We start from the raw sequence: 19,991 nt of genomic DNA on the forward strand, positions 1-19,991 counted from the left end.
CTAGACCTTGTCGCTTTCGGTTAAAATTCGCGCCTTGATTTTCCGTATATATTTCCATGAAACTGTGCTTAGCCTGCCATCACTCGTTTGACCGTTCCGACTGGGTTTGCCCGCAGTGTGGGGCGGTGCCTGTGGAGCGCGGTGGTTTTCCGTCGTTCGCGCCGGAGTTGGCGGCGCAGAACGATGGTTTCGATCCCGAGTTGTTCCAGCGTTACGCCAAGGTCGAGGCGGACAATTTCTGGTTCGTGGCGCGTAACGAGTTGCTCAAGCGCGAGATGCTGCGCCACTTCCCGAATCCGGCAAAGATTCTGGAGATCGGTTGCGGCACGGGCTTTGTGTTGCAAAACATCCGTGCCACTTATCCCGAGGCGGCGCTTTCTGGCAGCGATATCTTCACCGAAGGCTTGGGCTTCGCGGCGCAGCGCGTACCGTCTGCCAGTTTGTTGCAAATGGATGCGACCGCGATTCCCTTCCAAGAAGAGTTCGATCTGATCGGCTCGTTCGACGTGCTGGAGCACATCGACGACGACACGCGCGCACTGGCGCAGATGCGTGATGCTCTCAAGCCGGGCGGCGGGGTGGTCTTCACTGTGCCGCAACATCCCTCGCTGTGGAGTCGGATGGACGAATACGCGCACCATAAGCGTCGCTACACCCGTACCGAGCTTCTGGAGAAGATGACCGGTGTCGGTTTCGAGGTCGAATACGTCACGTCTTTCGTGTCGCTGTTGTTGCCCGCGATGTGGGCATCGCGGGTGATGCAGCGCAACGCGCCGCCTGCCGCCGATGGCATGGATGATGGCTTGCGCATCAGCCCCGTGCTCAATAGCCTGTTCGGCGGACTGATGAAGGTCGAGCGCGCCGTGATGGGCGCTGGCTTGACCTTCCCGGCGGGCGGCTCCCTGCTGGTGGTAGGAAGGAAGCCCGCATGAGGGAAGGTTTGAGTAAGCGCGGCTGGTGGCTGCTGATCTTTGCGGTCGCCATCATCTGGTTCTCCAATCTCGAATACCGTTTGCTGGTCAAGCCGGACGAAGGTCGTTACGCCGAGATTCCGCGCGAGATGGTCGCCAGTGGAGACTGGGTTACGCCGCGCCTGAACAATCTCAAATACTTCGAGAAGCCTCCACTGCAATACTGGGCGACAGCGGTTGCTTACGAGGCGTTCGGCGAACATCAATGGACATCCCGCTTGTGGGCGGCGCTGACAGGTTTCCTCGGTCTGCTGCTGACTTGGTACACCGGCATGCGCCTGTTCGGACGCACGGCGGCCAGTTATGCCACGTTGTTGTTGGGCAGCAGTTTGCTGTTCGTCGGCATGGCGCATATCAACACGCTCGATATGGGCGTGACTTTCTTCGTTACGCTCGGCTTGTTCGCCCTGATGCTGGCGCAACGCAATCCGTATAGCGTGCCGCAACGGCGTGGCTGGATGCTGCTGGCCTGGGCGGCGATGGCGCTGGCGGTGTTGAGCAAAGGCTTGATGGGCATCATTCTGCCGGGTACGGCCTTGTTCATCTATATCGCCATCCAGCGTGAATGGGCGCTGCTGAAGCGTTTGCATCTGGTGAGCGGTTTGTTGCTGTTCCTCGCCATTTGCGCGCCGTGGTTCTATCTGGTGATGAAGGCCAACCCCGAATTCTTCCAGCGCTTCTTCATCTACGAGCACTACACTCGCTTCACCACGAAAGACCTCGGGCGCTACCAGCCTTGGTACTACTTTGTCCCCATCTTGATCCTAGGGGCGATGCCGTGGACGCTGTTGATGTTTGACACCTTGCTGCGGACTTGGCGCGACAGCGTTTGCTCTGTGCGTGACTTCAATCCCGAACGCTTCCTGTTAGTGTGGATCGTGTTCGTCTATGTGTTCTTTTCGGTCTCGGGTTCCAAGCTACCGTCGTATTTGCTGCCGATGTTCCCGCCGATGGCCTTGCTGATGGGGCAACGGTTGGCCACCATCGAGCCCGAGCGCTTGTTCCGCTTGCTGCTGCCGATCTTGGCGTTGGCTGGAGTGGCCGTGAGTTTGGCTCCGATGATGGCAAAACTCGCCGATTACCCCGAGCAAGCTGCACTGTATGCGGCTTATGCTCGGTGGGTCGAAGGTGCTGCGCTCATTTGGTTGGCAGCAATGTTGATCGGCTCTTTGCTGCTGCGACGTGGCAGCAAGTTTGCGGCGGTGCTGGTGATCTCGCTCGGCTCCTTGCTGGCTTATCAAGTGGTGTTGTCTGGGTATAACGCTGCGGCCCGCGAGCGTAATGGCATCCACATCGCCGAAACTATCCGCCCGTTGATCAAGCCGGAAATGCCGCTGTATCAGGTGTGGACATACGAGCAGACCATTCCGTTCTACCTCAAGCGCACCTTCACTTTAGTGCAGTATCAAGATGAGATGGCCTTCGGCATCCAGCAAGAGCCGGAGCGCTGGATTCCTACCATCGAGCAGTTCGCCCCGATCTGGCGCGACCAATCGGAGGCGTTGGCGATCATGCCGATTTACACCTACCCGATGCTGCAAAAGCTGGAGCTGCCGATGAAGGTGGTATATCAAGACTACCAATTCGTAGTGGTGAGCCGGAAATAACTCCGGCGAACCTAGCGAAGGAGACCGCAATGACCGAATTTCTCCCCTTCACCCGCCCCCATGTGGACGAAGCCGCCATCGCTGCCGTCGGCGAGGTGCTGCGTTCCGGCTGGATCACCAGCGGCCCCAAGGTCGCCGAGTTCGAGAAGCAACTGTCCGAGTATTTTGGTGGTCGTCCGGTGCGCACCTTCAACTCCGGAACGTGCACTATGGAGATCGCCCTGCGCATCGCGGGCATCGGCCCCGGTGACGAAGTCATCACCACGCCCATCTCTTGGGTGGCGACGGCCAATGTCATCCTCGAAGTCGGTGCGACTCCAGTGTTCGCCGACATCGACCCGATAACGCGCAACATCGACCTCGATAAGCTCGAAGCGGCCATCACACCGCGCACCCGCGCCATCATCCCGGTGTACCTGTCCGGCTTGCCGGTGGATATGGACCGGCTGTACGCCATCGCCGCCAAGCACAACTTGCGCGTGGTGGAAGACGCCGCGCAGGCCATCGGTTCGACTTGGCGCGGCAAGCGCATCGGCAGCTTCGGCGATTTCGTGTCATTCAGCTTTCAGGCCAACAAAAATCTCACCACCACCGAAGGCGGCTGCTTGGTGCTGAACAACGAAGACGAGGCACTGCTGGCCGAAAAATATCGATTACAAGGCGTGACGCGCAGCGGCTTCGACGGCATCGAGGTGGACGTACTGGGCGGCAAATACAACATGACCGATGTCGCCGCCGTGATCGGCCTCAACCAGTTGCCGCAACTCCCAGCTATCACCGCACGCCGTCATGCCTTGGCGCAACATTACTTCACCAGCTTCGGCGCGGGGTTTGAGGCGGAGACCGGCGTGCAACTGCCGGTGCAGAATTTTGAAACGACCAACTGGCACATGTTCCAGATCGTCTTGCCGGAAGGTGTTCTGCGCGCCGATTTCATGGGCAAGATGAAAGAACGTCAGATCGGCTGCGGCGTGCATTACCCGCCCATCCACTTGCTCCAACTCTACCGCGAGCGCGGATTTCACGAAGGCCTGTTCCCCGTGGCGGAGAGCGTAGGGCGGCGCATCGTCACCTTGCCGCTGTTTCCCAAAATGAGCGAGACGGACGTGGAACGCGTGGTGCTGGCGGTGCGCGAGTCGCTGAGTTGATGCGGTTTTGCCGCTGCGACAGCCACCTCAAACCCTGCTAGAATCGCGCCCTCAGAAATTCTGATTAACTTTAACTGGTTGGAGATAGTAATGGCTGTTGAACGTACCCTTTCGATTATCAAACCCGATGCCGTAGCTAAGAATGTCATCGGTCAAATCTATTCCCGTTTTGAAGGCGCTGGCCTGAAGATCGCCGCTTCGCGTATGGCGCAATTGTCGCGCGCTGAAGCCGAAGGTTTTTACGCAGTGCACGCTGCACGTCCTTTCTTCAATGATCTGGTGAACTTCATGATCTCCGGTCCGGTGATGATCCAAGTGCTGGAAGGCGAAGGCGCGATCCTGAAGAACCGCGAACTAATGGGCGCGACCGATCCTAAGAAGGCTGATAAAGGCACCATTCGCGCCGACTTCGCCGACAGCATCGACGCGAACGCCGTACACGGTTCTGACGCTGCTGAAACTGCAGCTGTGGAGATCGCTTATTTCTTCCCAGCACTGAACGTTTACGCACGTTAATGCAACAAAACCTCCTCGACTTTGATCTGGCCGGACTGACTGCCTGGTTTGCGGAGCAGGGCGAGAAGCCCTTCCGCGCCAAGCAGGTGTTCCGCTGGGTGCACAAGGCCGGGGAGCCCGATTTCGAGGCGATGAGCGATCTTGCGCTCTCGCTACGCAGCAAACTCCAGGAACGCGCCACGGTCGTCGCCCCCACGGTGATGCGCGAAGAGTTGTCTTCTGACGGCACGCGCAAGTGGCTGCTGGATGTGGGCACCGGCAACGCGGTCGAGACCGTGTTCATCCCCGAAACCGAGCGCGGCACGCTGTGCGTCTCGACGCAGGCGGGTTGTGCGCTGGATTGCGCGTTTTGCTCCACTGGCAAGCAAGGTTTCAATCGCAATCTCTCCGTGGCCGAGATCATCGGCCAACTGTGGTGGGCGAACCGCGAAGTTGGTAAGAACGCAGATGGCAACTGGCCGATCACCAATGTGGTGATGATGGGCATGGGCGAGCCCCTGCTGAATTTCGACAACACGGTGACGGCGCTGCGTATGATGCTGGACGATCATGGCTACGGCCTGTCGCGCCGTCGCGTCACGGTTTCGACCTCCGGCATTGTTCCGGCGATGGATAGATTGCGCGACGAGTGTCCGGTGGCGCTAGCGGTGTCGCTGCATGCACCGACCGATGCTTTGCGCGACCAACTCGTGCCGATCAATCAGAAATATCCGCTGCGCGAACTGATGGCCGCTTGCCAGCGCTATCTGGACAAAGCGCCGCGCGATTTTGTTACCTTCGAGTACATCATGCTAGACGGCGTCAACGATACCGCCAAACATGCGCGCGAACTGATCGCGCTGACTCGCGACGTGCCGTGCAAATTCAACCTCATCCCGTTCAATCCCTTCCCGCAAGCGCCTTACAAGCGTTCGCCCGCAGAGGCGGTGCGGCGTTTCGCCGAGATGTTGATTGAGGCCGACATCGTGACGACGACGCGCAAGGTGCGCGGCGACGACATCGCGGCAGCTTGTGGCCAGTTGGCGGGGCAGGTGCAAGACAAGACCAAGCGCACGGGGCAGCGCATCGTGGAGTTTCAGCGATGAGATGGCTGTCAGTTCTGGCGATGTTGGTCCTGGCGGGCTGTGCGAGTCAGCAGGGCAATACGTCGGATACGGCGGGGCGGGGGCTGGCGAGCGCTAAAGTACATACCGAGTTGGCGGCGCTGTATTACGAGCGCGGTCAGTATGGCATCGCGTTGGATGAGATTGCCACAGCGCTTAATGGTTACCGTGACTACTCTCCGGCCTACACCATGCGCGCGTTGATCCAGATGACGTTGCATGAGGATAAAGAGGCGGAAAGCGACTTTCTGCAAAGTCTGAAGCTTGATCCGGCTAGTTCGGAGGCGCATAACAACTACGGCTGGTTCTTGTGTCAGCGCGGGCGAGAGAAAGAGTCCATCGCTGAATTCACCGCAGCAGTGAAAAACCCACTGTATTCAACGCCGGAAAAGGCATTGGTGAATGCTGGGCTGTGTGCGCACAAGAGCGGTGATGACAAGGCGGCGGAAGATTTTTTGCTGCGGGCGCTGGTATCGAGTCCTCGTTTGCCTGAGGCGCTGATCGCGTTGGCTGAGCTAGATTTTGATCGAGGAGACTGGGCTGGAGCTAAGTCACACTTTTTGCAATTCGAACAAGTTGCGCCAGAAGCACTGACGCCAGCGAATCTTTGGCTGGCGGTGCGTATCGAGCGCAAACTGGCTAGGGGCGAGGCGGCGGAAAGCTACGCGCAGCAATTGCGCAAGCGCTATCCCGACGCGCGTGAAACTCAATTGATGTTGTATGGACAATGATGGATACACAAATTCAGGAAAGCAACGAGCCTAATGAGGTGAGCTTGGAGAGGCCAAGTTCCGTAGGTGTGGCGTTGCGCACGGCGCGTGAACAACAAGGCTTGAGCATCGATGATGTCTATGGTCGCATCAAATTCGCCCCTCGACAGATCAAGGCGCTGGAAGCTGATGATTTTGCTGCGATCCCAGAAGGCGCATTCTTGCGAGGTTTCGTGCGTAGTTACGCGCGCATGCTGCAACTCGATGACAAAGTGCTGATCGCTGGTTTGCCTTGTGCGACACCTGTCGTTGAGTCGGTCGTGGTGGCTTCCACTGTGGATGTGCCTCTGCCTCGTGAATATGACGAACGCAAAGCGACGTTGTTGAAAAGTGCCGGCATCGGCGCAGCGGTATTGATGGTGCTGGGCATAGGTGCGTGGAGTCTCTTCGGATCGCCGAGTGGTGAGTCGGCGCATGTGGATGAGGCGCTGTCAGCGGTGAGCGCCCCTGTCGCCGTTTCAGTTCCTTTGATCGACTCGGCTTCTGCGCCGGAATCTGCGCCCGTGCAGGCTGAAGCCGTATCAAGTACCGAAGCTATCGCACAAGCGGTGCCGGTGCTCGCACCTGTCGATCAGTCCTCCGCAGTGGCAGTGGCTACCGAAGCGCCCTTGCGCTTGGTGTTCGTCGAGGGTTCGTGGGCGGAAGTGCGTGATAAGCGTGGCGCGATGTTGATCTCGCAGCGTAATCCGGCGGGTAGTGAGCTGAGTTTTGAAGGCGAGGCGCCGTTCTATGTAGCGATCGCGCGAGTCGGTGGTGTGAAGGTGTATTTCAAGGGTAAGCTAGTCGATCTCACGCCGAATACCGTCAACGGTTCAGCCCGCATGAAGTTGGAGTGATTATGAGTCAAGCAGCGCAACGCCGCGCCTCGCCGCGCGTTTGGGTGGAGGGCATCGCCATCGGTGGTAATGCGCCGGTGGTCGTGCAGTCGATGACCAACACCGACACCGCCGATATCAGCGGTACCACCAAACAAGTGTTTGAATTGGCCGAAGCCGGTTCCGAGTTGGTGCGCATCACCGTCAACACCTCCGAAGCCGCTGCTGCTGTGCCGCATATTCGCCGACGGCTGGATGCGCTAGGTTGCAAGGTGCCGCTGATCGGCGATTTCCATTACAACGGGCACCGTCTGCTGACGGAGTTTCCTGATTGCGCGCAAGCGCTGGCGAAGTACCGCATCAATCCCGGCAACGTCGGCAAGAACCGCAAGGGCGAAGATCAGTTCGCCATGATGATCGGCGTCGCTATCAAGTACGACAAGCCAGTGCGCATTGGTGTGAACTGGGGCAGTCTGGATCAAGATTTGGTGGTGCGGCTGATGGACGAGAACGCCAAGTCGCCCCAGCCTAAAGATGTGCGCGAGATCACCCGCGAAGCGCTCATCGTTTCCGCGCTGGACTCCGCCATGCGCGCAGAAGATCTTGGTTTGCCGCATGACCGTATCGTGCTGTCCTGCAAGGTCAGCGAAGTGCAAGATTTGATTGCCGTGTATCAAGAATTGGCCAAGCGTTGTGATTACGCGCTGCATCTCGGTTTGACCGAAGCCGGCATGGGCTCCAAAGGCATCGTCGCATCTACCGCTGCTTTGGCCGTATTGCTGCAACAAGGCATAGGCGACACCATCCGTGTCTCGCTGACCCCCGCTCCCGGCGGCGCGCGCACCGAAGAAGTCGTCGTGGCGCAAGAGATATTGCAGACGATGGGATTGCGCGCCTTCGCGCCGATGGTCACCGCTTGCCCCGGCTGTGGACGTACTACCAGCACCGTGTTCCAAGAGTTGGCGCAAAGCATCCAAGGTTATCTGCGTGCGCAGATGCCGGTGTGGCGCGAGCAATATAGCGGCGTGGAGGAGATGACCGTGGCAGTGATGGGCTGCATCGTCAACGGCCCCGGCGAAAGCAAGATGGCCAACATCGGCATCAGCCTGCCCGGCACCGGCGAAACGCCCTCCGCCCCCGTCTATGTTGATGGCGAAAAGACCGTCACCTTGCGCGGTGACAACATCGCCGCCGAATTCCAGCAGATCGTGGACGACTACGTGGCGCGGAAATACCAGTCTAAGGTTGATGCTTAAGTCGCCTGTCGTAGTGCTACTTGGCTAATACCGAGCCAAGTAGCTGCTTTCCCTGTTCCGTGAATTTCCACCAAGGCACGACCTCACCCGTTTCCAGATAATGCCGCGCTGCTAGCAAGGTGTAGAGCACGCAAGGATCGTGGCGTTTGCCCATCGTAGTGGCGAGATAGAGGTAGAGTGCCAGCGGGGTGTGGTCGAATAGTTGCTGAGGCTGGTGGATGCCGAGGCTGCGCAGGTCGGCGGCGATGGATTTCCCGATGTTGGGGAGGTCTTCCAGTCGAGCCGCGTCGGGTGGGGGGCGCAGTTGTTTCCGAGCGGGCATCAGCGCACTTTCCTATAATGTTCTGGCGTAGGCGACCAGTTGATTGAGCGCCACTCCCCAGCCTTCGTGAAATCCCATCTCTGCATGTTGTCGGCATCCCGCTTCGTCGCCATGACGAACGGTGGCGGTGTAGCGCGTGCCGGTGCCGTGTGTGGCTAATTGGATGGTGGCGGTGAAGAGGAAATCGACGGATTCGCCGGCTTTGTGGGTGACTGGGCGGAAAGCTGGCAGCAGTGCATTAGTCCAGGTCAGTCTTTCGTTTTCGATGGTCTCAAGGAAGCAGCCGACATTTGGGAACTCCTGACCTTCGGGCGAGCGCATCACGGTGCGGAAGAGACCGCCGGGCTGGAGGTCGATCTCGCAGGCTATGGTGCGCCACGGCAGCGGGCAGAACCAAGGCATGAGATGTTCCGGCTGGGTCCAAACCTTCCAGATCAGCTCTTTGGGTACATCGACGACACGCTCAAAGGTGAGGTCGAGTTTGGGGTCGATTCGAACGTGGCTGTGCATGACATCTCCTGAATGAGGTTGATGCGTTCTCGTGCTTGTTAGGCTTCGTCGTAAGCCCGTTGCAGTTCGGCGATGTCGATCTTGCTCATTTCTAGCATGGCCTGCATCACCCGTCCTGCTTTGGCAGGGTCGGGGTCGCTCAATAGTTGTCCGAGCTGTTTGGGGACGATTTGCCAAGATATGCCGAACTTGTCGGTTAGCCAGGCGCATTGGCCTTCTTGTCCTCCAGCGGAGAGTTTCGCCCAGTAGCTATCGACTTCCTCCTGCGTTTCGCAGTTTACGACGAAGGAGATGGCTGGCGTGAATTGGAAGACTGGGCCGCCGTTCAGGGCGAGGAACGGCTGGCCGTTGAGCAGAAAGCTGGCCGTCATCACCGTGCCTTTAGGGCCGGGTCCGGCATCTCCATAGCGATTGACGTTAAGAATCTTTGAGTCGTTGAAGACCGAGACGTAAAAATTCATCGCCTCTTCCGCTTGACCGTCGAACCACAAAAATGGGGTGATCTTGGACATGAGATTCTCCTGTTGAGCGTGAGCGATTATGTCTCCGTGGCTAATTTCAGTTTGGCTAGTCCTGCGGCAAAGTCGTTACCGATCATCGAGTCCATGCTGTAGAACACGTCCATCACCTTCGACACTAAATTCTGTTTGCAATCCATGGCCCAAGTGACTTTCGTCATCTTGCCATCTGTGCTCAGGGTGAACACGACTGCATTGTGCGCTTCAAATGGTTGGATCATGTGCAAGTCGAGCACGATTTTGTTGGGAGGTGTGGAATCGGTGATGGTGATCTCACCCTCGCCGACATCCTTATTGCCTTTCCATGTGTAAGTCGCTCCTACGCCTTTAGGGCTGCCGGAGAACAGTTTTTTCATGGCGGGGTCTTTGTTGTAGGGCGTCCATTTTTCCCACTGGTAAAACTCGTTGATGAGCGGAAAGATCTGTTCTGCTGTGGCGTTAATGCTGATCGATCGTTCGACGTGCAGGTCGTCGGGCTTCTTCGACGCATATAGAACAAGGGCGGGCAGCAGTAGGATGAGCGCGATGACGACTTTTTTAAACATACGGATTTTCCTGAGGGTGGGTGCAATTTTCTTACGTCATTCAGATGGTTGACTGTTCCATCATCGCGGCGGGCAGGAGCTTAACGCAAGCGGCTACTGTTTGGCTATGCAGGAAACCACTTAAGTGAATTTGCACTGCCTGAAAAACACGGTAAATGGCTATTCCAGACATAACAAGCGCTTCATAAACAAGCCCTTTCCTGCTACCATCGCGCCCTCGATAAATCCCCTAAGTAAGCATGTGGCGGCGATTGCCACCCATGCGCTGAATGTCGGTATCAAATGAGTAATTCCCCTTTGCAAGCCGTTCGCGGCATGAATGACATCCTGCCGGACGAGGCGGGACTTTGGTTGTGGTTCGAAGATACGGTGCGTGATTGGCTGGAAAGCTATGGCTATCGCAATATCCGTATGCCTTTGGTCGAGCCGACCGCGCTGTTCAAACGCGCCATCGGTGAGGTCACTGACATCGTCGAGAAGGAGATGTACAGCTTCGAAGACAGTCTGAACGGCGACCATCTGACGCTGCGCCCCGAAGGTACGGCCTCCTGCGTGCGCGCCGTGTTGCAGCACAACCTCCTGTACAATGCGCCGCAGCGTTTGTGGTATGCCGGTCAGATGTTCCGCCATGAGCGTCCGCAGAAGGGGCGCTATCGTCAGTTTCATCAGATTGGGGTCGAGTCGCTGGGCTTTGTCGGGCCAGACATTGACGCCGAGCAGATCGTGATGTGCGCGCGCCTGTGGCGCAAGCTGGGTATACGTGATGTGGCGCTGCAACTGAATACCTTGGGCGATGTGGCTTCGCGTCAACGGCATCGTGACAAGCTCATCACTTATTTCGAGCAATATAAAGATGTGCTCGATGCTGATGCGACGCGCCGCTTGTACAGCAATCCGCTGCGCATCTTGGACACCAAGAACCCAGCGATGCAGGAATTGGTGGCGGGCGCACCCAAGTTGATGGACGAATTAGATGCCGAAGCTATCGCGCATTTCGAGGCGGTGCAGGCCCTCTTGAAGCGCCACGACATCGCCTACGAGATCAATCCTCGATTGGTGCGTGGGCTGGATTACTACAACCGTACCGTGTTCGAGTGGGTGACCACCCGATTAGGCGCGCAAGGTACGATCTGCGCAGGTGGTCGCTACGACGGACTAGTGGCGCAGATCGGCGGAAAACCTGCGCCAGCCTGTGGTTTTGCGATGGGTGTGGAACGTCTGCTGGCGCTGATGCAAGAAGATGGCATGCAGAATCCGCCCATGCCGCTGGATGTTTATCTGGTGCATCAGGGCGAACAGGCGAGCGCCTTTGCTACGCTGGTGGCAGAAGCTTTGCGCGACGCTGATCTGCGCGTGCTGCTGCATTGTGGTGGTGGTAGCTTCAAGTCGCAGATGAAGAAGGCGGACAGTAGCGGAGCAGTCTGCGCCGTCATCATTGGTGACGATGAAGCCGCTGCAAACGAAGTTACATTGAAGCCACTACGCGGTGGTGAGCAGGGCAAGGTGGCGCTGGCAGTATTGGCGCAAAAAATCAAAGCATTGACTGAGTAAGGAACGAACATGGCAGCACTGGATTTGCAGGAACAGGAACAGGTTGAGTCGCTCAAGGGCTGGTGGAAAGACAATGGCAAGCGTGTGCTGATTGCGCTGTTGTTGGCGTCTTTGGGTTTCGCCGCGATCAAAGGATGGAACGTATATCAAGCTGGGCAGACGGCTGAAGCGTCCAAGCTCTATGGCGAATTAGTCAAGCAACTCAGTACGGGCGATGCCAAGCGAGTGAACGATGCTGCCGATGCGGTGGCGCAGAAATTTGGTTCCACACCGTTTGCCAGCCGTGCGCAGTTGCTGGCGGCGCAGATCAATCTGGTCGATGCACATGACACGGCTCGCGCCAAAGTGCAGTTGCAGTGGGTGGTCGAGCACGCCAAGGAAGAGGGTTTGCAGAACGTCGCTCGTCTCAAGCTGGGCGCTGCATTGCTGGACGAAAAGAAATATGACGAGGCGCTGAAGTTGGCGGAAGCCAAGCATGGCGAATCGTTCGACGGGCTGTATGCCGATCTCAAGGGTGACATCCTCAACGCGCAGGGTAAGACCGCTGAAGCTAAAGTGGCTTACAAGGTCGCCTTCGACAAGACCGATGCCAAGAGTATGTATCGCAACCTGATCCAGATGAAGCTGGATGCGCTAGGTGGTGCCTGATATGCGTCGCCTCTTCGCGGTAGGGATGTTGTGTGGGCTGGCTGGCTGCTCTGGCGTTCAGCATACGATCAAGGATTGGTTCAGCTCGGATCGCGCCAAGGACAATCTGCCTGCCGCGCTGGTGCAGTTCGGCGAGCGTGCAGCGTTCACCGTGCGTTGGCAGCAAAACGTTGGTGAGATCGGTAACAATCCACTTGCCCCGGTGGTGACTGCGGATGCTGTTTATGCCGCGAATGGCAAGGGCGAGCTGTATCGCTTGTCGCGCAATGACGGCAAGCAAGCGTGGCATGTCAATGCGGGCTTCGAGATTTCTGGCGGCGTCGGTGCGGGCGAAGGTCTGTTGCTGGTTGGCGGTGCAAAAGGCGAGCTGGCTGCGTTCGGAGAGGATGGCAAGCTGCGCTGGCAGGTCAAAGTGACTAGCGAGGTGATGAGCGCTCCGCAAGTTGCTGAGGGCGTCGTCGTGGTGCGTACCGGAGATGGACGCATCGCTGGGTTGGATGCGGCCAATGGTAAGCAGTTGTGGAACTACCTACGCGCTACGCCTTCATTGATCGTGCGTAGCCACGCAGGTGTGGCGGTTCAGCGTAACGCTGTGTTCGCAGGATTCGCAGGCGGCAAGCTTGCCGCGCTCGATCTGAAGACGGGCGCATTGCTGTGGGAAACGGCCGTGTCGCAGCCGCGTGGCAACACCGAGTTGGAGCGCATCAGCGATGTGACCAGCACCCCGGTGGTGGACGACGAGCAAGTCTGCGCCATCGCTTTTCAAGGTCGCCTAGCTTGTTTCGACATCGTACAAGGCAGCTTGCTGTGGAGCCGCGATATTTCGAGCGATAAGGGGCTCTATCTGTTGCGTAAATTCCTGTATGTCACCGATGCCAATGGCGGCGTGCTCGCGCTCGAAAAGAGTAGCGGCAGCACGGTGTGGAAGAACGAACAGCTGAGTTACCGCAAGACATCGGTGGCGACGCCATTGGGCGATTGGCTGGTGGTCGGCGATCTGGAAGGATACGTTCATGCTTTGAGTCGTGAGGATGGCAGTTTCGCCTCTCGCCTGAAGACCGATGGCAGCGCCATTCTGGTCGAGCCAGTCGAATTTGATAAAGGCGTACTGGTGCAGACCCGTGCGGGTGGCTTGTACTCCTTCGCACTACACTGATCGGAAAAACACATGTTGCCAACTCTGGTTCTGGTCGGTCGTCCCAACGTCGGCAAATCCACACTATTCAATCGCCTTACCCGTAGCCGCGATGCGCTAGTGGCCGATCTGCCGGGGCTGACCCGTGATCGTCACTACGGACGTGGGCGCGTCGGCTCTAAACCTTATCTGGTGGTGGATACCGGCGGTCTGGAGCCGGTGGCCAAAGACGGCATCTTGCATGAGATGGCGCGGCAGACGCGGCAAGCGGTGGACGAAGCCGATCTAGTGCTGTTCCTCGTGGATGGTCGCGCAGGGTTGACACCGCAGGATCGCATCATCGCGCAACAGCTGCGTAAGACTGGTCGCACCGTTTTACTCGTGGTGAATAAGGCCGAAGGGATGCAGCAGGCACGCGTCACCGCCGAGTTCCACGAACTGGGGCTGGGCACGCCGCTGCCGATCTCCTCCGCCCACGGCGATAACGTGGAAGAGGTCATCGAGATCGCGCTGGAGGAATTCCCTGAGCCGTCAGAGGATGCAGAAGATAAATCCGACCATCCCAAACTTGCCATCGTTGGACGTCCCAATGTGGGTAAATCTACGCTGGTCAACTCCATTCTGGGCGAAGAGCGCGTCATCGCGTTCGACCAGCCTGGCACCACGCGCGATTCGATCTATATCGACTTCGAGCGCGAAGGCCGCCAATACACCATCATCGACACCGCAGGCGTGCGTCGTCGAGGCAAGATCGACGAGGCGGTGGAAAAGTTCTCCGTCATCAAGACCTTGCAAGCCATCGAAGATGCCAATGTGGTGGTGCTGGTAGTGGATGCCTCCGATCAGATCACTGAGCAGGATGCGCATATGGCCGACTTCGTGCTGCAAGCTGGGCGTGCGCTGGTGCTGGCAGTCAACAAGTGGGACGGGCTGGACAATTATCAGCGAGATACCGCCAAGCGCGATATCGAGCGCAAGCTGCATTTTCTAGGTTTTGCCAAACACCATTTTATTTCGGCGCTGAACGGCACCGGTGTGGGAACCGTATTGAAGTCGGTGAACGAAGCGTATGCGGCGGCGATGGCCAAGTTGCCTACGCCTAAATTGACTCGCGTGTTGCAGATGGCGATCGAGAAGCAGCAACCGCCGCGCAGTTCGGTGTCGCGTCCCAAGATGCGTTATGCCCACCAAGGCGGCAGCAACCCGCCGCTCATCATCGTCCACGGCAGTGGATTGGATAAAGTGCCGGACAGCTATTCCCGTTATCTGGAGCGCGTGTTCATGGAGGCGTTCAGTCTGCAAGGCACCCCGCTGCGCATCCAGTTCAACTCCAGCAAGAACCCGTTCGCCGACCGTGCGCCCAAACCGCTGACCGAGGACGAGCAACGCGCCGCCCACCGCGCCCGCATCCGTGGTCGCAGGATGTACGGCTAGGCCAGAATTGTTCTCTCTTCCCCTGACATTTGCGGAATGAAATCCTGCTAGGGTGACAGCCATGAATACCTCGTGGACATGGCTTGTTGTGGCGCGACTCTTCCTTGCTTTAGGGTTGTTGCTGACGATGTCCACGCCGCTGATGGCATCACCCGTGCTGCGGGTAGATGACTTTACGCGGACGCTCCCAGCGTCTTCCTACATCGACTATCTGGAAGACCGGGCGGGCACGCTGACCATCGACGAAGTGTCCTCGCCGACCTTGGCGAATCAGTTCCACTCGGCGGCCTCCGCCCGAACTGGGGGCGGAGACATCAATTTCGGCTATTCCAACTCGGCTTACTGGTTACGGCTCACGCTTGAATCCCGTGATGTGACTGCTCAGTCGCACTTGCTGGAAGTGGCTTTCCCAACGCTGGATCAGATCGAATTTTATCGCTCCAATGCAAGCGGCTGGGATCGCACGGTCATGGGCGATTCCTTGCCATTTTCTGCGCGCCCGCTGAGTCACCCTAATTTTGTTGTCCCGTTGCCCCTGTCGCAGGGTCAAACGACGGTATATTTGCGTGTGAATTCGGCAGGGACGCTGACCATCCCCGTCAGAGTGTGGCGGCAGGAGGCCTTCTCCGCTTACGATCAACGTCTGCATACCTTGCTGGCGCTGTATTTCGGCCTGATGCTGTCGTTGTCGCTCTACAACCTGATGTTGTACGCATCGCTGCGTGATCGTAACTATTTGAATTACGTTCTGGCAGCCCTTGGCATGACCATCGGCCAACTGGCGATGAGCGGTATGGGGAGTCAATACCTATGGCCGGATTGGCCGCAACTGGGCAACGTCGCATTGCCATTGGGGTTCGGTGTGGCGGGATTCTTTGGTGCGCGCTTCGTGCAGAGTTTCCTCGATACGGCTAGGACATCCCCTCTGCATCATCGGGTGATGTCGGTGTTCGCCGGCCTGTTTTTGTTGACCGTGGTTTTTCCGGTGTGGTTCGCTTACCAATGGGCGGCGGTGATGGTTTCGTTGCTGGGCGCATTGTTCCCGATATTTGCCATCAGCAATGCGGTGGTCTGCTGGCGTCGTGGTAACCGCAGTGCTTGGTTGTTCCTGTTGGCTTGGGCGATGCCGCTGATCGGCACTTCCCTATTGGGGCTGCGCAACCTCGGTTGGGTGCCGACTAACTTTCTCTCGACCTATATGCTGATGATAGGCACTGCGCTGGAGATGCTGTTGCTCTCGTTCGCTTTGGCAGATCGCATCCAGAGCTTGAGGTACGAGAAAGAGTCTGCGCAGAACGATGCCATCTACGCCATCGGCCACCTGCTGCGTTCGGTCATCAACGCCATTCCTGAGTTTATTTTCTACAAAGACAAGAACGGCGTGTTCCTCGGATGCAATAAGGCATTCGAGGAATTCCTAGGGCGTAGCGAGCAGGAAATCGTCGGGAGCACTAGCTTTGAGCTGATGCTTCATGACAGAGCCGCTGCTTTTCAGGAACAGGATATTTATGTGCTCACCTCGGGCGAGTCGCTGCACCATGAGGAGTTTCTACAACACGCCGATGGACGGACGCTGTTCGTGGAGGAGAATAAATGGCCGTTGCGAGATCCCTCTGGCAAGGTGATCGGGCTGGTCGGCATCGTCCGTGATACGACCGAGCGGCATCGACTGATCGAGCTGGAGCGCTTCCGCAACCGTATCTTCGAGTTGTTGGCTTACAACAATAATCTGTCAGACATCTTGGTCGAAATCGTACGTTATGTCGAGCAAGCGCACGATGGATTGATCGCCTCTATCCTGTTGCTTGACGAGAGCGGGCGGCGCTTGAGGCTGGGCGCTTCATGCAGCTTGCCGGACTTCATCCAGCAAGCCATCGACGGATTGTTGGTGGCAGATGGCAACACGCCCTGCGGGACGGCAGCCTTCCGTAACGAGCGGGTCGTTGCCGAAAACCTGCAAACCGACGCGGCATGGGCACCTTATCGGGAGCTCGCCACGCGCAGTGAGTTGTGCTCGTGCTGGTCCGAGCCCATTCACTCTGCCAAGGGCGAAGTGTTGGGCACGTTTGCGATCTATCAGCGTCATCCGGGGCTGCCCACTCCCGCAGACATCAAGCTGATTCAGCAGGCGGCCACATTGGCCAGCATCGCCATCGAGCGCAAGCGTGCCGAGGATACTATCTGGCGGCAAGCCAATTACGACACGGTGACGCATCTGCCCAACCGGCGCTTGTTCCGAGACCGGCTGGAGCAGGAGATCCGTCGTGCCCAGCGCGAGCAGCGACTGCTAGCGCTGTTGTTCATCGACCTGGATCGCTTCAAGGAGGTAAACGATACACTGGGGCATGATGCGGGCGATGCTTTACTGGTGGAGGCGGCGCATCGCATCAGCGCCACCATCCGCGATACCGATACGGCAGCGCGCATCGGTGGCGATGAGTTCACCATCATCATGCCGCAACTGTTGGACACCCGCCGGGTCGAGGAGGTGGCGCAAATGCTGGTGGATGCGCTGGCGGTGCCGTTCCAAGTCGGTCACGAGATGGTCTATTTGTCCGGCAGTATCGGCATCACCATCTATCCCAACGATGCTGGCGATCTGGAAAACTTGCTGAAGAATGCCGATCAGGCGATGTACGTCGCCAAGAATCGGGGGCGGAGCTGCTACAGCTTCTTCACCAGCGGGATGCAGGAACAGGCCCAGCAACGGCAGGCGCTGGTACGCGATCTGCGTACTGCATTGGCGCACGACGAGTTTCGCGTGTACTTCCAGCCTATCGTGGCGATGGGCAGCGGGCGTATCGTCAAGGCCGAAGCCTTGATCCGCTGGCAGCATCCGCAGCGTGGTCTGGTCAGTCCGATGGAGTTCATCCCACTGGCGGAGGAGGTCGGACTGATCGGCGACATCGGTGATTGGGTGTTGCGTGAGTCGCTGCGTTGGATGAAGCGTTGGCACGATCGGGGGGCGAGTTGTCGGCAGGTGAGCGTGAACATGTCGCCGAACCAGTTCATCGGTGAGGCGAGCGAGGTGTGGCTAGAACAGCTGCGTAATACCGATCTGCCGGGCGAGTGTCTGATTATCGAGATCACCGAAGGTTTGCTGCTGAATGAGCGGGCGAGTGTCATCGAGAAGTTGGCGCAGTTCCGTGCCGCCGGAGTGCAGATCGCCGTGGATGACTTCGGTACCGGCTATTCGGCCTTGGCTTACCTGAAGAAATTCGACGTGGATTTCCTCAAGATCGACCGCTCTTTCGTGCGCGATCTGGCCACGGATCCCAGCGACCTCGCGCTGTCTGAGGCCATCATCGTGATGGCACACAAACTCGGCCTGCGCGTGGTGGCCGAAGGCGCGGAGACGGTGGAGCAGCGCGATATTCTTGCCGCAGCCGGATGCGATTTTGCCCAAGGCTATCTATACGCCAAGCCCATGCCGGCGGAAGCGTTCGACGCAATGATGGCAGGAAGCTTGTCTTGATTCAGATTTCGCCCGCCGAAAGAGTAGGGCTGTTTGACCGATCTGCTACGGCGCGGCCCTATCTTGATAAATACACTCAACCATTGTCCCAGCAGGGAGAATTCGCTACAATCGCGCACCAAACAATTTCATAAGGAGACCGCAATGGAACACCAACTACCCGCACTGCCGTTCGCCAAGGATGCCCTCGCGCCGCACATGTCCGCCGAGACCTTCGATTACCACTATGCCAAGCACCATCAGGCTTACGTCACCAACCTGAACAACCTGATCAAGGGTACCGAGTACGAAAGCCTTGATCTCGAAGCCATCGTCAAGAAGGCTCCGGCGGGCGGCATCTACAACAATTCTGCGCAAGTGTGGAACCACACCTTCTTCTGGAACTGCCTGACTCCGAACGGCGGTGGTGCACCTTCCGGCGCGCTGGCAGCCGCGATCAACGCCAAGTGGGGTTCGCTGGACGAATTCAAAAAAGCGTTCCAAGCTTCCGCCGTGGGCAACTTCGGTTCCGGCTGGACTTGGCTGGTGAAGAAAGCCGACGGCTCGGTGGATATCGTCAACATGGGTGCCGCCGGTACACCGCTGACCACCGGCGACAAGGCACTGCTGTGCGTGGACGTGTGGGAACACGCTTACTACATCGACTACCGCAACATGCGCCCCAAGTTCGTCGAGACCTTCCTGAATAACTTGGTGAACTGGAGCTTTGCTGAAGCGAATTTCGCTTAAGTCTGGTTTTTAGCCCAGCAAAAAGCCCGGTGATCCGGGCTTTTGTTTTTTCGTCGACTCGTAAACGAGTGGCTGATTTTAGCCCTCTCTACCTAGCTATAGGGCTTGAGCCAATCAACTAAGTTGTTGAAGTCTCTCAGACCAATGCGATTTCCAATCCTGAGTTGTTCCTCTATTGCATCTTTCGTGAAGAAAGACGAGGTAATAATTAATCCTTGATTTGCTCGATGTGCTTCGGTGACACCATACAACCCTCTTACAATCTCAACTCCAACCTTATTTTCTTGCTTGTATCGCTTACACTCTGCCAACACTATTGTAGATGTAATTCCATCGTTGATTTTAGCGAGTAGGTCATATCCACCGTCTCTTGTAGCTTGAGTTAAAGACACCTCATAACCTCGGTCTGAAAATAGCTTGGCAATTAACTCCTCGAATTTCCTCGGTGGTAGTTGGTAGAGGAGCTTTGGGTTGTGAGCCATGAGGGATATAAGTTCTTCGTTTATATCCTCAAAAAGTACAATTTGACGCGGCTCAATGAGCTTTTGCTCATACAACAATTCAGAGCTTATTGACGCATCGTAGTTTCCTCTTTGAGATGTTCTCAAATATTGTAGAAGTGAGCTCTTGTGAGTCAACTTAATGCGATGGAGTGGTGTCAGGTTTCTAATGCCTGCCCTTTCAAATTGGTCAATCAATAGTTCTACAGGTTGATGCAACTCATCGGCAAAATGGGCAACGGTTCCTTTGGGGTGATTTGATACTCCTTTGGGAATTAGCATTTCCATAAGCTCATCAAAATCATTACGGTGCTTTGCTTGATCCTGAGTCTCAAGACGTTTAAACAGCTCTTTAGTGCGCTTATTCATCTAGGGTGATCTATGGTAGTTGAGTGAGGGCAGGTCTTAACTGATGTACACAACGATTTTTACAAGATG

The 19,991-nt window shown here is 57.2% G+C and carries 19 protein-coding genes; 14 read left to right on the top strand and 5 right to left on the bottom strand.

Annotated elements, in window-relative coordinates; genetic code table 11:
* Positions 1–56: 56 nt before the first annotated feature.
* The 8 genes from OYT1_RS03925 (at position 57) to ispG (ending at position 8,186) form a co-directional block, all read left to right on the top strand.
* Positions 57–932 (top strand): methyltransferase domain-containing protein, encoded by an 876-nt coding sequence (locus tag OYT1_RS03925; protein ID WP_084611998.1) that lies wholly within the window; start codon positions 57–59, stop codon positions 930–932.
* Positions 929–2,578, top strand: coding sequence for a glycosyltransferase family 39 protein (locus OYT1_RS03930; protein ID WP_062626850.1), 1,650 nt, complete (start codon positions 929–931; stop codon positions 2,576–2,578). The genes OYT1_RS03925 and OYT1_RS03930 overlap by 4 nt, the downstream gene beginning before the upstream one ends.
* A gap of 29 nt (positions 2,579–2,607) precedes the next feature.
* Positions 2,608–3,726, top strand: a complete 1,119-nt coding sequence (locus OYT1_RS03935) for a DegT/DnrJ/EryC1/StrS family aminotransferase (RefSeq protein WP_062626851.1) — start codon at positions 2,608–2,610, stop codon at positions 3,724–3,726.
* A gap of 90 nt (positions 3,727–3,816) precedes the next feature.
* Positions 3,817–4,242: a nucleoside-diphosphate kinase gene (gene ndk, locus OYT1_RS03940; protein ID WP_062626852.1), complete on the top strand. Its 426-nt coding sequence runs from the start codon at positions 3,817–3,819 to the stop codon at positions 4,240–4,242.
* Positions 4,242–5,327 carry a 23S rRNA (adenine(2503)-C(2))-methyltransferase RlmN gene (rlmN, locus tag OYT1_RS03945; protein ID WP_062626853.1) on the top strand — a complete coding sequence of 362 codons (1,086 nt, stop codon included), beginning with the start codon at positions 4,242–4,244 and terminating at the stop codon, positions 5,325–5,327. Before ndk ends, rlmN begins: the two co-directional genes overlap by 1 nt.
* Positions 5,324–6,076 (top strand): type IV pilus biogenesis/stability protein PilW, encoded by a 753-nt coding sequence (gene pilW, locus OYT1_RS03950; RefSeq protein WP_062626854.1) that lies wholly within the window; start codon positions 5,324–5,326, stop codon positions 6,074–6,076. The genes rlmN and pilW overlap by 4 nt, the downstream gene beginning before the upstream one ends.
* On the top strand, positions 6,073–6,951 hold the full coding sequence (locus tag OYT1_RS03955; protein WP_084611999.1) for a RodZ domain-containing protein: 879 nt from the start codon (positions 6,073–6,075) through the stop codon (positions 6,949–6,951). Before pilW ends, OYT1_RS03955 begins: the two co-directional genes overlap by 4 nt.
* 2 nt (positions 6,952–6,953) lie before the next feature.
* Positions 6,954–8,186 (top strand): flavodoxin-dependent (E)-4-hydroxy-3-methylbut-2-enyl-diphosphate synthase, encoded by a 1,233-nt coding sequence (ispG, locus tag OYT1_RS03960; protein WP_062626856.1) that lies wholly within the window; start codon positions 6,954–6,956, stop codon positions 8,184–8,186.
* A gap of 16 nt (positions 8,187–8,202) precedes the next feature.
* Here the strand turns inward: ispG and OYT1_RS03965 are convergent, their stop codons facing one another.
* The 4 genes from OYT1_RS03965 to OYT1_RS03980 are packed head-to-tail and all read right to left on the bottom strand — an operon-like array spanning position 8,203 to position 10,081.
* Entirely contained in the window at positions 8,203–8,508 is a 306-nt protein-coding gene (locus OYT1_RS03965; RefSeq protein ID WP_062626857.1) for a helix-hairpin-helix domain-containing protein, read from the bottom strand.
* A gap of 12 nt (positions 8,509–8,520) precedes the next feature.
* On the bottom strand, positions 8,521–9,018 hold the full coding sequence (locus OYT1_RS03970) for an SRPBCC family protein (protein ID WP_062626858.1): 498 nt from the start codon (positions 9,016–9,018) through the stop codon (positions 8,521–8,523).
* Between the two features lie 38 nt (positions 9,019–9,056).
* Positions 9,057–9,530: a VOC family protein gene (locus OYT1_RS03975; protein ID WP_062626859.1), complete on the bottom strand. Its 474-nt coding sequence runs from the start codon at positions 9,528–9,530 to the stop codon at positions 9,057–9,059.
* A 26-nt stretch (positions 9,531–9,556) separates the two neighbouring features.
* Positions 9,557–10,081 (bottom strand): SRPBCC family protein, encoded by a 525-nt coding sequence (locus tag OYT1_RS03980; protein ID WP_062626860.1) that lies wholly within the window; start codon positions 10,079–10,081, stop codon positions 9,557–9,559.
* 282 nt (positions 10,082–10,363) lie between these two features.
* On the opposite strand from OYT1_RS03980, the gene hisS reads away from it, so the two are divergent.
* The 6 genes from hisS to OYT1_RS04010 all read left to right on the top strand — a co-directional run bounded on the left by hisS (position 10,364) and on the right by OYT1_RS04010 (position 19,053).
* Positions 10,364–11,632, top strand: a complete 1,269-nt coding sequence (hisS, locus tag OYT1_RS03985) for a histidine--tRNA ligase (RefSeq protein WP_062626861.1) — start codon at positions 10,364–10,366, stop codon at positions 11,630–11,632.
* 9 nt (positions 11,633–11,641) lie between these two features.
* Entirely contained in the window at positions 11,642–12,280 is a 639-nt protein-coding gene (locus OYT1_RS03990; RefSeq protein ID WP_062626862.1) for a YfgM family protein, read from the top strand.
* 1 nt (position 12,281) lies between these two features.
* Positions 12,282–13,436, top strand: a complete 1,155-nt coding sequence (gene bamB / locus OYT1_RS03995; protein ID WP_062626863.1) for an outer membrane protein assembly factor BamB — start codon at positions 12,282–12,284, stop codon at positions 13,434–13,436.
* 12 nt (positions 13,437–13,448) lie between these two features.
* A complete protein-coding gene (gene der, locus OYT1_RS04000; RefSeq protein WP_062626864.1) occupies positions 13,449–14,849 on the top strand; it encodes a ribosome biogenesis GTPase Der in 1,401 nt (466 codons plus the stop codon).
* Positions 14,850–14,910: 61 nt separating this feature from the next.
* Positions 14,911–18,324 (top strand): EAL domain-containing protein, encoded by a 3,414-nt coding sequence (locus tag OYT1_RS04005; RefSeq protein WP_084612000.1) that lies wholly within the window; start codon positions 14,911–14,913, stop codon positions 18,322–18,324.
* A 144-nt stretch (positions 18,325–18,468) separates the two neighbouring features.
* Positions 18,469–19,053: a superoxide dismutase gene (locus OYT1_RS04010; RefSeq protein WP_062626866.1), complete on the top strand. Its 585-nt coding sequence runs from the start codon at positions 18,469–18,471 to the stop codon at positions 19,051–19,053.
* 92 nt (positions 19,054–19,145) lie between these two features.
* On the opposite strand, the gene OYT1_RS04015 is transcribed toward OYT1_RS04010, so the two are convergent.
* Positions 19,146–19,922, bottom strand: coding sequence for a restriction endonuclease (locus OYT1_RS04015; RefSeq protein ID WP_062626867.1), 777 nt, complete (start codon positions 19,920–19,922; stop codon positions 19,146–19,148).
* Between the last annotated feature and the right edge of the window lie 69 nt (positions 19,923–19,991).

This window comes from Ferriphaselus amnicola, from assembly GCF_000974685.2.
GTDB classification, from domain to species: Bacteria; Pseudomonadota; Gammaproteobacteria; order Burkholderiales; family Gallionellaceae; genus Ferriphaselus; species Ferriphaselus amnicola.

Bases quoted from the DNA above. Each gene is read 5' to 3' on its own strand.
- OYT1_RS03925 (WP_084611998.1), top strand. From the start codon at position 57: ATGAAACTGTGCTTAGCCTGCCATCACTCGTTTGACCGTTCCGACTGG.
- OYT1_RS03930 (WP_062626850.1), top strand. From the start codon at position 929: ATGAGGGAAGGTTTGAGTAAGCGCGGCTGGTGGCTGCTGATCTTTGCG.
- OYT1_RS03935 (WP_062626851.1), top strand. From the start codon at position 2,608: ATGACCGAATTTCTCCCCTTCACCCGCCCCCATGTGGACGAAGCCGCC.
- ndk (WP_062626852.1), top strand. From the start codon at position 3,817: ATGGCTGTTGAACGTACCCTTTCGATTATCAAACCCGATGCCGTAGCT.
- rlmN (WP_062626853.1), top strand. From the start codon at position 4,242: ATGCAACAAAACCTCCTCGACTTTGATCTGGCCGGACTGACTGCCTGG.
- pilW (WP_062626854.1), top strand. From the start codon at position 5,324: ATGAGATGGCTGTCAGTTCTGGCGATGTTGGTCCTGGCGGGCTGTGCG.
- OYT1_RS03955 (WP_084611999.1), top strand. From the start codon at position 6,073: ATGATGGATACACAAATTCAGGAAAGCAACGAGCCTAATGAGGTGAGC.
- ispG (WP_062626856.1), top strand. From the start codon at position 6,954: ATGAGTCAAGCAGCGCAACGCCGCGCCTCGCCGCGCGTTTGGGTGGAG.
- OYT1_RS03965 (WP_062626857.1), bottom strand. From the start codon at position 8,508: ATGCCCGCTCGGAAACAACTGCGCCCCCCACCCGACGCGGCTCGACTG.
- OYT1_RS03970 (WP_062626858.1), bottom strand. From the start codon at position 9,018: ATGCACAGCCACGTTCGAATCGACCCCAAACTCGACCTCACCTTTGAG.
- OYT1_RS03975 (WP_062626859.1), bottom strand. From the start codon at position 9,530: ATGTCCAAGATCACCCCATTTTTGTGGTTCGACGGTCAAGCGGAAGAG.
- OYT1_RS03980 (WP_062626860.1), bottom strand. From the start codon at position 10,081: ATGTTTAAAAAAGTCGTCATCGCGCTCATCCTACTGCTGCCCGCCCTT.
- hisS (WP_062626861.1), top strand. From the start codon at position 10,364: ATGAGTAATTCCCCTTTGCAAGCCGTTCGCGGCATGAATGACATCCTG.
- OYT1_RS03990 (WP_062626862.1), top strand. From the start codon at position 11,642: ATGGCAGCACTGGATTTGCAGGAACAGGAACAGGTTGAGTCGCTCAAG.
- bamB (WP_062626863.1), top strand. From the start codon at position 12,282: ATGCGTCGCCTCTTCGCGGTAGGGATGTTGTGTGGGCTGGCTGGCTGC.
- der (WP_062626864.1), top strand. From the start codon at position 13,449: ATGTTGCCAACTCTGGTTCTGGTCGGTCGTCCCAACGTCGGCAAATCC.
- OYT1_RS04005 (WP_084612000.1), top strand. From the start codon at position 14,911: ATGAATACCTCGTGGACATGGCTTGTTGTGGCGCGACTCTTCCTTGCT.
- OYT1_RS04010 (WP_062626866.1), top strand. From the start codon at position 18,469: ATGGAACACCAACTACCCGCACTGCCGTTCGCCAAGGATGCCCTCGCG.
- OYT1_RS04015 (WP_062626867.1), bottom strand. From the start codon at position 19,922: ATGAATAAGCGCACTAAAGAGCTGTTTAAACGTCTTGAGACTCAGGAT.